General features: G+C 37.8%; 13 protein-coding genes. 4 read left to right on the forward strand and 9 right to left on the reverse strand.

Annotated features, from left to right (window positions below; all coding sequences use genetic code 11):
* The first annotated feature begins 91 nt into the window (after positions 1-91).
* Genes ACN20O_RS07015 through ACN20O_RS07025 form a run of 3 tightly spaced genes read left to right on the forward strand, consistent with a single transcriptional unit; the run spans position 92 to position 3,721 of the window.
* Positions 92-1,138 carry a radical SAM protein gene (locus ACN20O_RS07015; protein WP_491638526.1) on the forward strand — a complete coding sequence of 349 codons (1,047 nt, stop codon included), beginning with the start codon at positions 92-94 and terminating at the stop codon, positions 1,136-1,138.
* The gene (locus tag ACN20O_RS07020) at positions 1,135-2,433 is read left to right on the forward strand and encodes a DegT/DnrJ/EryC1/StrS family aminotransferase (RefSeq protein WP_491638528.1); all 1,299 of its coding nucleotides are present in this window, start codon (positions 1,135-1,137) and stop codon (positions 2,431-2,433) included. Before ACN20O_RS07015 ends, ACN20O_RS07020 begins: the two co-directional genes overlap by 4 nt.
* Positions 2,396-3,721, forward strand: coding sequence for a DegT/DnrJ/EryC1/StrS family aminotransferase (locus ACN20O_RS07025; RefSeq protein WP_491638530.1), 1,326 nt, complete (start codon positions 2,396-2,398; stop codon positions 3,719-3,721). The genes ACN20O_RS07020 and ACN20O_RS07025 overlap by 38 nt, the downstream gene beginning before the upstream one ends.
* Here the strand turns inward: ACN20O_RS07025 and ACN20O_RS07030 are convergent.
* Genes ACN20O_RS07030 through ACN20O_RS07040 form a run of 3 tightly spaced genes read right to left on the reverse strand, consistent with a single transcriptional unit; the run spans position 3,715 to position 8,073 of the window.
* On the reverse strand, positions 3,715-5,388 hold the full coding sequence (locus ACN20O_RS07030) for a hypothetical protein (protein WP_491638532.1): 1,674 nt from the start codon (positions 5,386-5,388) through the stop codon (positions 3,715-3,717). The two genes, ACN20O_RS07025 and ACN20O_RS07030, sit on opposite strands and share 7 nt — an antisense overlap.
* Positions 5,389-5,390: 2 nt before the next feature.
* Positions 5,391-6,287: a glycosyltransferase family 2 protein gene (locus ACN20O_RS07035; RefSeq protein WP_491638534.1), complete on the reverse strand. Its 897-nt coding sequence runs from the start codon at positions 6,285-6,287 to the stop codon at positions 5,391-5,393.
* Positions 6,288-6,330: 43 nt separating this feature from the next.
* Complete coding sequence (locus tag ACN20O_RS07040) at positions 6,331-8,073, reverse strand: hypothetical protein (RefSeq protein WP_491638536.1); 1,743 nt, start codon at positions 8,071-8,073, stop codon at positions 6,331-6,333.
* A gap of 194 nt (positions 8,074-8,267) precedes the next feature.
* On the opposite strand from ACN20O_RS07040, the gene ACN20O_RS07045 reads away from it, so the two are divergent.
* Positions 8,268-9,272, forward strand: a complete 1,005-nt coding sequence (locus ACN20O_RS07045) for a radical SAM/SPASM domain-containing protein (protein ID WP_491638538.1) — start codon at positions 8,268-8,270, stop codon at positions 9,270-9,272.
* On the opposite strand, the gene ACN20O_RS07050 is transcribed toward ACN20O_RS07045, so the two are convergent.
* The 6 genes from ACN20O_RS07050 to ACN20O_RS07075 are packed head-to-tail and all read right to left on the reverse strand — an operon-like array spanning position 9,269 to position 14,677.
* Positions 9,269-10,366, reverse strand: coding sequence for a DegT/DnrJ/EryC1/StrS family aminotransferase (locus tag ACN20O_RS07050; protein WP_491638539.1), 1,098 nt, complete (start codon positions 10,364-10,366; stop codon positions 9,269-9,271). The two genes, ACN20O_RS07045 and ACN20O_RS07050, sit on opposite strands and share 4 nt — an antisense overlap.
* On the reverse strand, positions 10,363-10,785 hold the full coding sequence (locus ACN20O_RS07055; protein ID WP_491638541.1) for a sugar 3,4-ketoisomerase: 423 nt from the start codon (positions 10,783-10,785) through the stop codon (positions 10,363-10,365). The genes ACN20O_RS07050 and ACN20O_RS07055 overlap by 4 nt, the downstream gene beginning before the upstream one ends.
* A gap of 39 nt (positions 10,786-10,824) precedes the next feature.
* A complete protein-coding gene (locus tag ACN20O_RS07060; RefSeq protein WP_491638543.1) occupies positions 10,825-11,793 on the reverse strand; it encodes an SxtJ family membrane protein in 969 nt (322 codons plus the stop codon).
* The gene (locus ACN20O_RS07065; RefSeq protein ID WP_491638545.1) at positions 11,793-13,079 is read right to left on the reverse strand and encodes an SPL family radical SAM protein; all 1,287 of its coding nucleotides are present in this window, start codon (positions 13,077-13,079) and stop codon (positions 11,793-11,795) included. Before ACN20O_RS07065 ends, ACN20O_RS07060 begins: the two co-directional genes overlap by 1 nt.
* A gap of 9 nt (positions 13,080-13,088) precedes the next feature.
* On the reverse strand, positions 13,089-14,312 hold the full coding sequence (locus ACN20O_RS07070) for an aminotransferase class V-fold PLP-dependent enzyme (protein ID WP_491638547.1): 1,224 nt from the start codon (positions 14,310-14,312) through the stop codon (positions 13,089-13,091).
* Positions 14,309-14,677, reverse strand: coding sequence for a hypothetical protein (locus tag ACN20O_RS07075; RefSeq protein ID WP_491638549.1), 369 nt, complete (start codon positions 14,675-14,677; stop codon positions 14,309-14,311). The genes ACN20O_RS07070 and ACN20O_RS07075 overlap by 4 nt, the downstream gene beginning before the upstream one ends.

The raw sequence follows: 14,677 nt of genomic DNA on the forward strand, positions 1-14,677 counted from the left end.
TAAGAGTATAATTTCTTCCATGAATCCACAGAGATTAATTAATAAATTCACTCGTAGAATTTTTTTGGCATACTCCGATCTCTATGGTTTTTTGGCCCAAAAGCTATTTAATATTCATCACCTTTACCCAAGCAAAATCACTTTCAAAATAACGAACATCTGCAATGTCGATTGCCATTTTTGTTACAACGCTGGCAAAAACACGCAGGCAGAAAGAAAATCTGAAATTGACCTGGAAAGCTGGAAAAAACTTGTAGAGAATTCTCCTTTTTACACCGCGATCTCTTTTACAGGAGGAGAGGCCTTCCTTTATCCTCACCTCTTTGAGCTTTTAAAGTTTATCGGGAAAAAGAATCGCAAGGCTTCCATTGTCAGTAATGGAACAACATTAAACGAAGACCAACTCAATAAACTTATTGATTCTAAACTTCACTATTTAATGTTTTCTCTTCACGGAATGGAGCGCACTCACAACCGCATCCTTGGCGGTCATGTTAATTATTTTGAAAAAACAACAGAGACAATTAAAAAATTAGAAGAATTAAAGAAGAAGAGAGGAAGCAACTATCCTATTGTCGGAATTAAAGTCGTTATTACTAACGAAAATTACCAGGATATCCCTGAACTAATGGACTATTCTGAAAAAGAGCTTCAAGCTTCTCATCTTTACTTTAATCTCTTATCAAATGAACCTTTTGAGCTTTTTGAAAACGTGAACGATGCCTTTAAGGTCCAAGCGTCAATTCACATGTACGAAAAAATTAAAGTTCCAAAGATTCATGCTCTCATTGATCATATCTTTGACTATAAGAAAAGCTCTCGTATGAATATTGGCTTCACTAATGTTTTTAAAAATAAACAAAAACTAAAAGACTATATCGAAAATCCCGGGCAATTTGATGTCACTGCCTGCAACAAGCCTTTTCATGAGCTTTATATTCAGCCCAATGGTGATGTGATCTTCTGCTTAAAGTATAAAGTCACCAACATCAAAGATATCAATTACGACATCAGAAATATTTTCACACTTCCTCGCTACCGCGAACTTCTAGAAGCCTTTCAAGAGAAAGGAAAAAAAGTGGATTATTGTCACACTTGCCTGGAATCGACTTTTGAAGATAAGCGAGCCGAAGTGTGATAAAAAAGATTCCTCGAGGCGTTTATTATCTTTCTCTTGGCAGAATCCTAAAGACGCTAGTGACTTACCCATTTCGAAAATTTTCTAATCAAAAGAAAGTTGAGCAATTTGAAAATGCAGCTTCTTTAAAGCTCAATTCCCCTTATGCACTGGCCATGCCTCATGCCCGCATAAGCCTTTTTTACCTGCTAAAACACTATCGCTTAGATACTGGAAGTGAAATCCTAATGTCACCAACGACTCTTCCAGATATGGTCAATATGGTTTTACTTTTAGGATTAAAACCTGTTTTTATAGATTTTAAAGACAATACTCATACTGCCGATATAACAAAAGCAGAGAAGCTTTTAACTTCAAAAAGCAAAGTTTTATACCTCACACATCTCTATGGCATTATCCCTGACATGGATGAAATACTGGCCTTCACTCAAAAAAATAACCTGATTTTTATTCAAGACTGCACTCAATCTTATGGCACTTCGTTTAATGGCAAAGCAATCACTGAATACGCTACCGCCACATTTTACTCAACTTGCTCATTAAAAGATCTGCATACACACATGGGGTCTCTTCTTTGTGTAAAATCTGCCACACAATTAAAGGCTATAAGAAAAGAAACTCTTAGAGATTTTCATCCATTGAGCAAAAGATACTTCTGGAAGTTTTTAAAAGAAGACCTGGTTGCGTCTTTGGCCCTAAATCCATATATCTTTTCCTTTTTTACTTATTATGTTTTTAAGATTCTTTTTGCCATCGATGCGAAACTAATTGAGGATCTCATTGATGGAAGAGGCCTTAAACTTGGACCTCTGACTCTTTTTAAAGGACTCTTTGCTGGGTCTGGAGATCAAAGAAGAACTAAAATCCCTCATGAAATGCTCTATCTTTTTAATGACGTCCAGGCTGAAGTAGGACTTCAGGGGCTTAAGGTCATGGATGAATTTGAAAGGATGAGAAGACAAAACACTCTTCTTCTCATTGATCATCTCTCAGACAAGGCAAAAGCGAGAATTCCTCATTTAGAAGAAAAAGCGCATCACTCTTTTTGGCGAATCCCAATCTACATAGATAACCAAAAGCATTTTGAACACTATCTCTTTAATCGTGGGATTGATCCTGGAAAAACGACTCTTCCCTGCCTTCCTCATATGGATATTTTTAAAGACTTAAATCAAAGCGCACCCGTTGCACAGAAAATGGGAGAGCACTCTTATTTTCTTCCAAACTTTCATTATTTAAACGAACGAGAAATAAAGTATGTTGCCAGCATCATTAACCAATACTTCGCTCTATAAGTATTTTTCTAACCGCTTGCCGCGCTTTCAGTTCTTTTATAGAACTCCAAGACTTTATCACTCTCTTCTAAAACTTCAGGCAAAAGATGCACTCGCCCGCTCAACAAAGACCGCTGAATTTGAAAAAGCTATTTGCCAGCACTTTGGTTCCCGCCATTGCCTTACAACTTCATCTTTTCGCATGGGACTTTACTTCACTCTTAAATCTCTTAACTTAAAAGAAGGAGATGAAATCCTTCTTTCTCCCATTACAATTCCTGATACTATTAATGCTATTTTGCTCTTAAAGCTAAAGCCCGTTTTTATTGATATGTCACTGGATGATCATTGTATGGATCTTGATTCAGCAAAAGATCACATCACTTCTAAAACACGCGTGATTTTAACGACATATCTCTCTGGGATTGTCCCGGACATGCAAAAGATTAAAGACTTCTCCCAAAAGCACCGTCTCATTTTCATTGAGGATTTCTCTCAAAACTACGAAGCTCATTTTAATGATAAATACTTAGGGACATGGGGTGATATTAGTATTGGCTCACTTTCAAGTGGAAAAATTCTTTCATCAGCTGTTGGGGGAATTATCCTCACGCAATCTGATGAATATGCTTCTAACATCCAAAAAGAAATTGAATTGGAAATGAATGCTCCAACAAGAAATGTCCTGGGCTATTATTTAAAAAACTGCATTGTCGTTGAAACAGCAACACTTAGACCTATTTATATTTTCTTTACTCATACCTATCTGAAAATGATGTCGATTCTCAATGGAAAAGGCATTGTCGACTTTGAACACGACCCAGATCACCGCCATAATATCTTCTTCTGCTCAAAGCCTAAGCTACGCACAGAATTCCCTAAAAGTTTCTACACCTGGCTTTGCAACTGGCAGGCAGATATGGCGCTAGGTCTTTTGGAAGACATGAAGACCAACACTGATAAAAGACGTCACCTGGCAAAAACTCTTTTTGAAAATTTAACTCCAGAAGCTAGAAAATTTATCCCACATAACCTTTTTGATTATCAGAGAAACTCTTATTATCACTTTCCTATCAACTGTTTTGGTAACAGAGAAGAAATGAGAAAAAAGCTCTTTAAAAATGGGATTGATAACGGCAGTTATGGTTTAAATCTATGTTCCGAAGAAGAGGTCTTTCATCCACACACGAAAGCTCTAAAAAACGCTCGCATTATTAAACACGACACCGTTTTTATTCCTCTCAATGAAAAATACTCCGAAAATCATATGAAGCATATTGCTAGTACTTTAAACGAAATGGCCTATTGATTTTTTTCGTATTGCTCTAAATGCATTAGCCAACTATGCCCAACAGGACCCAGGTCATACCAAGCATCGATATGCTGAAACTCAGATGACTTATCCAGTTTTTCGTTAAAGCGATGACGAAGTTCTGTGCTTTTAACCAAGTGATAGCCTACGCGGTTAATAGCTTCATTAACCGGTTCAACCTGCTCAGGCTCCCCGGGCGAATTTCTCAAGACGAAAAGTTTTTTTCCATCCTTTGTTAGGTCCTTTAATTTTTTATCTATCTCTACATTATCTACGATGATTTCAATCTGTTTGTTGGCAAAAAATGGATGGTGTTTTATCGCCCAGATAATTCCGTAATAATTGAGATAGCTAGTTTCTGCAAAGGTATCAAAGATGATAATGGCCATCTGAGTGTCATCTTTAACCTCAGAGGAAATTTGATCAACAAAGAAGTATTTATCTTCATCTATCGCCATTTTTGGATAAATGTCGTTGATAAAATTCCCTGTAAATAACACAAGCGCAAGCCCTAACGTCCAGGCATTGCGACATTTCATGCTTTTAAAATAGAAACTTAAAATAAAAATAAATCCTGGCATTAAGAAAAGCCAATAAGTGATGTCGTAAGGAAGAAAAAGAATATAGCAGGTAAAAATAAAATAAGTGGCAAACCACCACAACATAAAACGCGCTTCATTGGATTTATCTTTCATCACCATTCGAAAGGCCTTATAAGCGATGACAATCAAAACCAACCTAAAGAACAGCCAGATAAAATGATATCCTTCAAGAACTGTAAAAATCAGGTGGTAAACACCAGTCACAAAAGGGTAAAGAATAAGTCCCCATACAATACTAAAAAGGCTGTGAACATGTTGCGTCCAGACTCCCATTTCATCACTATAAAATAGGAAGACTTTAATCATCTCATCTAGGCTTTTGGCACCAATGTGGAAATAAAGCGGTAAAATATAAAACGACATCCCAAATGCGAAGATAATGGCAAAGATGATGGCACCAACTTTTAAAATATTCTTCTTATCGGCCCTTAAAAAAAGAAAGAATTGCGGAATGAGCATAAAAACAAAAAGAGAATGGAAGGCCATTGCCACACCAAGACTCAATGCCTGATAAATGATATAAGAAATCTTCTTTTCTTCAAGATACTTAAAAATTAGATAGATTGAAAGTAAGTTAAAGCACTGCCCTGACGTATACCCTTCACCAGATTTTGCTCCAAACCAATAGATATCAGAAAACATTAAAACGACCGTCATAAGAGTGGCGAACATCTTATCTTTGGTAACCTTGTTCATGATTTTAAAAAATAAAAAACCACTTCCTAGGCCAGTCACTGTATTGATGAGTGATACCGTTTGAATCCCGGTTATTTTAATAGAAAGAAGAGAGAGGAAATCTTTAAGCATCTTCCCCAGTAAATGCAGCAAAGGATGATCTGGGTGATAGTTTCCGAACTCGTTGTAATTAGCCAGCCAAGGGCTTACACCGTAATGCCCGTGAGTCACATCAAAAAAACCCTCCATTGCACCAGAGTAAACATAGGCCTCATGCATATGGATTTTGATATTAAAAAAAAGATAAACAAAAACAACAAATCCCCACAAGCAGTAAAAAGCTGTCTTTTGAGATTGTTCAGATTGAAAGAGATCTTTTTTCAGCATATCTATCTTTGTGACTTAAGCACGTATTGAGGTGTTCCGTTGTGATCCATATACAGTTTGCCTAAATACTCGCCAATAATTCCCAGAAAAATTGACTGGATAGCAAACAAAAGAAAAAGTGCACTAATAAAACTTGGCCAACCGCCAATTCCTAAAACAGTAAAAGCAATAAGTACTGAGGCAGACACTAAAAAAGTAAAGCCGCCAAATAAAGTCATAAGCCTTAACGGCTTAGATGAAAAATTGATCAAGATATTTAGCCACAAATTAAGGAGCTTTCTCACGGTGTAATTACTACGCCCTTCTTGTCTTACTTTGTGCTCAACAAGTACTTGCCCATAATTATTAGTCGATCTTAAAACCAATCCTTGAATATAAGGAAAGGCTCCTTTGTACTTAATGACTTCGTTTATCGTCTCTCTATTCATAATAATGAATGTTGAAAAATAAAGATCATAAGGTTTATTAATTAAGTAAGTTAGAACCAGGTTATTTAACCAACTGGCCGAATTTCTAAACCATCCGTGATTCTTTTTAATAAAGTCAGAAAAGACGACATCGTAGCCTTTTTGAATTGTCTGATAGAGTTTAATAATCTCATGAGGCGGATTCTGGAAATCATCATCAATAATCACGGCATATGGTGCTGTCGCATGATTAAGAGCGCACATCACGGCATTATTTTCGCCGAAATTCTTTCTCAGAGAGTAAAATTTAACGTCTTTATTGTTTTTAGCAATGTCCAGGCAAACAGCTTCTGTCTGATCCTGGCTTGAATCGTTAACGATGACGATTTCAACTCTCAAATCGCTGAGTTCTTTAAAAATAGCTTCGACCATCAAACCAATGGTTTTAGCGCTATTGTAAGCCGGAATACAGACTGAAAGATCGTATGTCATGTATTAAACGGTATCTAAACTTCTCTATAAATTCTATTAAAATTTAATCATACCTGATGTCATCAGAAATAAAGCTGCCGTCACTTTGCAAGAGACTTTCTTTAAACCCGACAGGGTCATAAATGATTTCTGAGGCTGCCTTTTGAATGTAGGCTTTACGGCTTTTTTCAATAACTCGGACTCTCTTTTCATCTCCACGATACTGGTAAAAACTTAAAAGCTTCTCGTAGGTCCCTAGGTTTTCAAACAAAGACTGAATGTTAGGTCCAGCGCCAATAATGGCCTGATCCAACTTTCCTGTCGCCTTATAGGCAATATAGTTTTGCTGATTGTACTTTAAATTAAGCCCAGTAATGAGCAAATAAGAGCATGAAAGATAAATTGTAAGAACACTCACCAAAGGCAAGAAGCCTTTCTTATCAATAGCAAAATAGCGATAAAGCTTAGTGGCAAGAAAAGCGCAAATGAGAATAAGCGGAATCATAAAACGAAACTTTAGTCCGACTTCTGGAAAATAGAAAACGTTCCCCAAAAAGCCTGAAAAACCTTGGTATCTAAACCAATTGAGCATCTCCTGCCATTGGCTTTGCCCAAAAAAGAAATGTTCATAATTAAGAATATAACTAAAACCTTTTATAATATTTTGCCCGGCCGCCAATACAACAAAGGCCCAGAACAAAACCTTCTTCCACTTCACGTCTTTTACCTTTTCATATAGACACATTAGCAAAATAGCAAAGATAGCAAAGTGAGGCACCCAATGACGGGCCCCATAACTTTCATGATGAATGCGCGCAAAAGATTCAATAACCAGGGCGAAAAAAGGAATACTTCCTAAAACAATAAGAGAAAAATCTTTTTTCTTTTCAAGACAAAGAAAGATAAGCCCCAAAAAACAGGCCAGATAAATTGGGCAGTTGTTAAAAAATCCTGATGGATACACCAAGTTTGGCCACAAGACGTAGTAATCAAAATTCACCACATCTGCATAACCATAATTCACAAAACCAAATTTAACTGAATCATTAATCAGCATTGGAATGAGATTAATGAGAACTCCGACACTAAAAATCAATCCATTTTTAATCGTAGCTTTAAGCGATTTAGTATTTAAAAAATAATGAATTAATAAATAAACCGGGAGAATAAAATAAAAAACATGATCAATTTTAAGTGCTAAACCAGCTCCCAAAAGAAGCCCGAAAAAAAAGAGCGAGCGAGTTGACCAATTCTTTAAAAGATAAAAAAACATCCCCACTTCCAACGTCGCCAACACACTGGAAGTTACATCCGCATTACCTGGCTGCACAAAAGTAAACCACCAATAAGAAGTTGTCAGAGAGAGGGTTACAAAAACCCATCCACGTTTTTTCCCTGGGAAAAGTTCTCCCAAGAGAAAGGCCGTAAGCATAATGGTCATAACACTAAAAAAGACTGTGGCCAATGACCTGGTTAAAACAATCAGGTTTTTATTTCCTGATGAAACAAAAGGCTGCATAAGTTTTTTGTATGTGAAAAATGGAGCCCACATATTCACAATGCCGTTTGAGTGCACATCCGGCCAATTGCCACTTCTGGTGATTTGCCAGCGCTCTTTATCTGGCACTTGATTGATCACGTTGAGGTCTAAGTCGTTAACAATACTTTCCGAGTAATAGTCATAGATGTTCTTTTCAACGGAAATGTTCTGGTGGTTAACACGCAGAAAAAGAATGGTGAATAGCAAAGCAAAAGCTATAAACTGAAGGGTGCTTCCTGCTTTTTTAAAACGCTCAAAAAAACCCAAACGAACTCCGAGGCAAGAAAAGAAATTATATTAACTTTATACCAGAAATATGATTTTATTAATTAAAAGTCTCCTCTGACAGCGGTTTTATTATTAAAAGCGATATTATTTTAGATGGACATAAACTGAGCTGGCATTCCGACCGAATCAAGGATTGGATTGCTGGTAAAAGAGTTCCGCCAATCACTATTGATATGGCACTGACTCAAGACTGCAATTACCGCTGTACCTACTGTTACGCCTTCTTTCAACGAAATGAAGGTCATCGCATGACTAAAGATGTTGTTTTTCGTTTTCTTGCCGATTGCGCCGAATTAGGTGTAAAGGCCATCACATTTACCGGTGATGGAGAAAGCACACTCTCACCTGTTTTTAGCGATGCTGTTTTAGAAGGAAAAAGGCTTGGTCTGGATATGGCCGCCGCTTCTCATGGTGAAAAGTTTGGGCCTCTGGATTTAGAAAAAATTCTTCCTGCGCTCACTTATTTGCGCATCAATATCTCCGCGGCCACCCCTGAGCGCTATGCTAAAATTCACGGGACAAGCCAGCAAGCTTTCTTTAGAGTGAAAAAGAATATTGAAGAGCTTGTGCGCATTAAAAGAGAAAATAATCTCTCGACAACAATCGGTCTGCAGATGGTGCTTATGCCAGAGAATGGCGAAGACATCATTCCTCTTGCCGACTTCGCTGTCGAAATGGGAGTGGATTATTTAGTTATTAAACACTGCTCTGATGACAAAGACCGCACACTTGGTATTGATTACAGCAAGTATTTTGAGTTAAAGGATGTTTTAGAAGCGGCCCAAAGACGCTCAAACTCTGTCACTCAGATCACTGCAAAAATGTCTAAAATCATGAGTCAGGGAAAGCGTGAATACACAAAGTGCTTTGGCCCGACTCTCATGCTACAAATTTCAGGAACAGGACTTGTGGCCCCATGTGGAGACCTCTTTGCGACTGATAAAAAGCGCTTTCACATTGGAAACATCTGCGAGCAGTCTTTTAAAGAAATCTGGCATGGTGAAAAATTCCGCGAAGTCATGGAGTATATTGGCTCTGACGAGTTCAACCCACAAACTCAGTGCGGGACACTATGCCTTCAACATTTAGTAAACACTTACCTTTATGATCTAAAAGAAAACAATGGCCCTCTTTTAGAAAGCTCAGCCCAGCCACCTCAGCACATTAACTTCATTTAAAATCGATTGAGAACTTCACAAATTTTTTGAATATCTTCTTCACTGATATAAGAACTTAGTGGAAGACTTAAAATTTCAGATTGCAGCTTCTCCGCTATAGGAAAAGTTCCTAAATCATATGCATGATAAGCCTTTTGCTCATGGGCTGCTTTGGGATAGTGAATTTGAGTTTCAATCCCATTGTCTTCTAAATACTTTTTTAAAGTATCTCGTTCATTTGAACGAATAACAAACAAATGCCACGAATGACTTTCATTATCTGTAAAAGTTGGAAGTTGAATTTTAGGATTCTTGATTTGTTTAAGATAAAGCATGGCCGCTTTTTTTCTCATCTCCAGGTCTTCTTTGAAATATTTCATTTTTACCTGAAGAATCGCCGCCTGGATCTCGTCCAGTCTACTATTTACTCCCTGGTAATCATGTTGATACTTTTCTCTAGAGCCATAGTTCCTAAGGGATAAAAGAAGCTCATAAAGACTTTGATCATTAGTAGTAATGGCACCAGCATCCCCTAAAGCTCCCAAATTTTTACTAGGGTAAAAACTAAAAGCTGCCGCATCTCCAAATCCTCCGGCCATTTTTCCTGCAGAGGCTGAACCATGTGACTGGGCTGCATCTTCAAGTACTAAGAGCTGATACTCTTTGGCGAGCGCCATGATCTCTGTCATAGGCGCAAGTTGCCCATAGAGATGCACTGGAATAATCGCTTTCGTTTTTTTAGTGATGGCCTTTTTTATTTCCAAAGGGGAAATATTAAAATTTTCTGGATTTGGTTCGACAATTTTAATAACGAGATTATTTTCAGTGATTGCCAACATCGATGCAATATAAGTATTGGCCGGAATAATAACCTCATCTCCAGACTGAAGTTTTCCCTGCTCCTTCCATGCCCGTAAAACCAAAGTCAATGCATCCAGACCATTGCCCACACCAACAGCGTACTTGGTCCCGCAAAATGCCGCAAAGGCCTCTTCAAAAGACTTTAGTTCACTCCCCGAGATAAATCTCCCTGAATCAATCACGCGCGTGCAAGCTTCGATGAGCTCTTCTCTTAAAGGTGAGGTTGCATTTTTAAGATTTAAAAATTCGATCATGGAGACATCATCAAAGAAGCAGGTGAAGCTTCATTAAAAAAACAATCGTAATCGCAGATATAGTCTTCTGAATCATACAACTCACTTGCAAGAACCATGAGAATGCAATCCTGGCTAAAGTCATGCATTTCTCTCCAAACCATGTTCTTAATAAGAAGTCCCTTAGAATTTGAAGAAAGGATGACTTCTTTTTTAGTGAATCCATCGTCAGTTACTATTCGACATGAACCTTGGATACAAATAAGCATTTGAGAAAGTTTACGGTGAGCGTGAAATCCTCTGGAAATACCTTTTTGCATGCCTTTAATGTAATAGACACGTTTGATATCAAAAGGAACACTTTTCATACTCTCAAAAACAGAGAGTTCTCCCCTCCCGTCTTCAATTGTAGTGAGCGATAATTCCTTGACTCTATCCATGCATAAAGTCTAAACGAAAACGAAATGTAAGGCAATTTTCTAGAAGACGCTCTTCATGTTGAGCGTATGTTTATCGACATCTTTTTCATCACTCAGACTTTTTCTGAAAAAGACTCTGGCAAGAACAGCGTAAGGACACAAAACAAGAAAATAAAGCACGGTGTAAAATCCCCAGGACTTTAATTTTCCAACAATCTTAGCAATGACCATCCAAACGATATAAGGGTGCTTAAGCCACTCTGGTTTTAAAAGTCCCGAGATCATCAATAATGGACCTAAAACCATCGGCCAGTATGAATGAGATGTGTGTTTCAAATAAGGAATGACAAAACCAAAAAGTCCAAGGATTAAAAGCCCCATGACTATTCCAAACTTTCTTAACTCCCCCCTCTCCAATTGATCTTGGTTTGGTAAAAAAGGATCGAGGCTTATTTTTTTTATTGCCTCAAAATGTTGATCTTCAAAATGCTCATAGGCCTGAAAATTATCAGCTGGAATAGCGTGCTTTAAATGCAACTCCCAAACAGCACAAGCAGCTCCAAAATCATAAGCATTTAAGTGTTTTGGCAAATGTCTATGCAAAAGCTCTTTAGTCACTGGCATTTCACTAAAAAGGATTTCTGGAACTTTTTCATTAGGGTAAAGCTTTATAAGCTCTTCGCTCATCTGATTTTTAAAGAGCATCTTCCCTTCTGAAATCCACTCTTTCGTCGTATTCATAAAACGCAGGAAGGAAAAAGGCACTTTGAAAATGACATCCTTCATGACTCGCTCAAACTTAAGAAGAGGTTTGTCGTAAAAAGCAATATAACTTATATCCTTGAGTGTAATTCCTTCTTTCTTTAAACATGCCAACACTGATTCTTTGGGAAAAGAGTAGTCGTCTTTTAAATGGCTAAAGTGAGATTCTGAAAAATTAACGACGACTCTGCCATCTTTTAATAAAGTAGCTCCCGCTTTCTCCCAACCATAGGCCAATCCTAAAATATAAACTGGAGTTTCCAACATTAATCCCACAGGTTCTTAAGCAAATAACTTCTCATGCGGTATAACCAACCTGAGTTAAAAATCAATTGCCATGAATTCATTTCTGGATAGAGAATTTTCATTTTTTTTGTAAAGGAAAGCTCTCTCGTATCGCTCTTAAAAGCAGGGACATTTTTCTTTAAGTTGCAACAGTCTTTTTTATCGGCCCAAAGATCCTGGTCTTTCCAGAAGTAACTTTCTCCCAAACCAAGATAACAAGTCGAAAAGTCCATTCCGACTTCCTTACATTTTTGAGAAATAGCTTCGTAATAAGACCTGATTTCCGGAACACTATATTTAAAACCTTCTGTCGTCTGCTTGATCTCTTCTTTCATAAGCGAGCGAAGATCAAAGCCAACTTTCTGACTCACGGCCTGAGTTGTCTTACCATCCATGTGAACAAAACCAGCTAACAGGTTTTTACAGCCATAACTTCTGATCTCCTCAATCATCGAAGGATTAAAAAAATCAAAAACAGGCCTATCGCCAAAACTTCCTTTTTTGCCACTCAGGTGCCTATCGGGGAAATTGGGAAAAAGTGGGTTAAGCCTTACCGAGGTAAAAACTCCGGCCTGGTTTAACTTTTTTAAGGCCTCTAATCTTGCATATGGCGATTCTGTCCCCGGCTCAATGAGCTTAACCATTTGTTCATTTAACGTAGGAATCGAAAACTGCACTGTCGCCTTTTCCGGGTCCATATACTTTAAGTATTCATCCTCCGCCACTATTGGCGAGCGGGTTAAAAATAAAAAGGGATAATTATAGGCCTTAAGAATTTTTAGTGTCTCAAGCGTATTTTTATACTTTTTTTCCATCGAAAGAAAAGGGTCCGACATCGAACCAATCCTTAATGGAACACGTTTTAAAAAAACTTCCCTCAGAGGAAATTCTTCATCCGTCTCGAATGCTTTATAAAAAAGCTCCCACAGTGATGAGATATCAATAGGCACAGGCACCGGACTATTCCATTGGTCAATCTTAGAGAGCTCCGCTTTGGCCCAGCAATAAACGCACTCATGGGTGCACCCATTCATATAGGTATCGAGCTGAAAACCGTAATAACATTGCAAGCAATCTGAGGTCGCCCCAATTAAATGAGGAATTCCCTGAGGAAAAAGATCTATCCCTCTTCCTGCCTGATTTCTCATTGAGGCAAAATGTTGAAAGGGAGCGATGTCAAAATCGTACTTAAAACCCGAGCGATACTTTAGAAAAGATATTTTCTCATTGATGGCATTCAGACTGGTATAAGTCGATTTATCGTACATTTTTACCTGTTAATAAAACTGAATAATTTGATTAATGACTGAAACAAATGTCTCTGCTTCTTCCTGAGTGTTATAAACAGAAAATGAAAGTCTCAAGGTCGGAGGAAGATTTTCTTTATGAAACCAGGCATGAGCACAGTGAAAACCGCTTCTGGTCATAATATTCTTTGATTCATCCAGGAGAATCGAAAGCTCTCCCATATCTTTATTCTTCAAAGAGAAATTTAAAATTCCAGAGCGAAGCTCTGCTTCTTTAGGACCTAGGATTTCAATGTTTGAATGTTTTAAGAGCTCTTTCGTAATAAGTTGATTAATTTTCACTTCATGCTGATGAAAGCTTTGAATACCCAGTTTTTCAATATAACGAAGAGCTTCCGCTCCTCCAATTGCTCCCGCATAATTTTGAAGTCCAGCCTCTAAACGATAAGGAGTTTCAGCAAAAGTAAATGAAGTATAATCTGCATCTAAAACAGTTTCTCCACCATAAAGAAGAGGTTTTAACTTCTGAAGAAGTTCAAACTTCCCATAAAGAGAGCCAAATCCAGAAGGGCCAAAGGCCTTATGAAATGAAAAGGCCAGAAAATCAACATCTAGCTCTTTTACATTAATTTTCTGATGAGCAATCGCCTGAGCAGCATCGAGTAAAAAGAGGGCCCCATTTTCATGGGCAATTTGCACCATCTCTTTAATGGGAAGACTCATACCCGTAACATTCGACGTATGGAAGACAGACACCAGTCTGACCTTGCCTTCAGTAAAAATTTTCTTATAAGATTCTAAATCAAAGGTCTGATCGTCTTTTTTGATATCGACTAACTTATGAACAATTCCTTTTTCCATCGCCAGCATTTGCCAGGGAATTAAATTTGAATTGTGCTCCATGTTTGTCGTCAGGACAATATCACCTTTTTTAAAGTCCAATCCGTTGGCAATAAGATTGATTCCCTCTGTTGTGTTTCTGGTAAAAACAATCTCCTGGGGCCTATCAGCGCCAAGGAAGCGCGCAACCGTACTTCTTGCTGCTTCATATTCTTTTGTCGTCTGTTTTCCAAACTTATGAACAGCGCGGTTATGACAAGCTGGATGATCCGAGTAATAAGCCTGAGAAGCTTTAATGACACTTTCAGGTCTCAGTGTTGTACAAGCATTATCAAAATAAATAGGAAGCTGTCCGCCTACTTTTTTACCCAACACTGCATAGTCTGCACGGATTTTTTTAGTATCGAGTCTCATTTCAAGAACCACCATGAAAGGCCTGCGAAACAAAGCCCCCAAGAAGAAAAGAGAATAACGAAATTAAATGATTTAAAAAAAAGACCTGAAGCTCTTGGTGAATATCTAAGAATCTTTCCTGCCATCTCACATTTTGTTTTTCGTAAGAGTGAGCTGTTTTTGATCAAGTCAGCATTGGCCTTAATCACAACACCCAAAACATTGTGCCATGATTTAAAGACTAGTGATAACGGCCAGGTTAAAACCCAAAGAAATGATAAGAAAATAAGTGCTGTCGTTGAAAGAGTAAGAAGGCCCAGAAAAGAAATATTATTCTTTTCAAAGCTAGCTCCACAACATCCTAAATCCTGGTCGAAAAAACTCAT

It is taken from the genome of Bacteriovorax sp. As-1, from assembly GCF_058446905.1.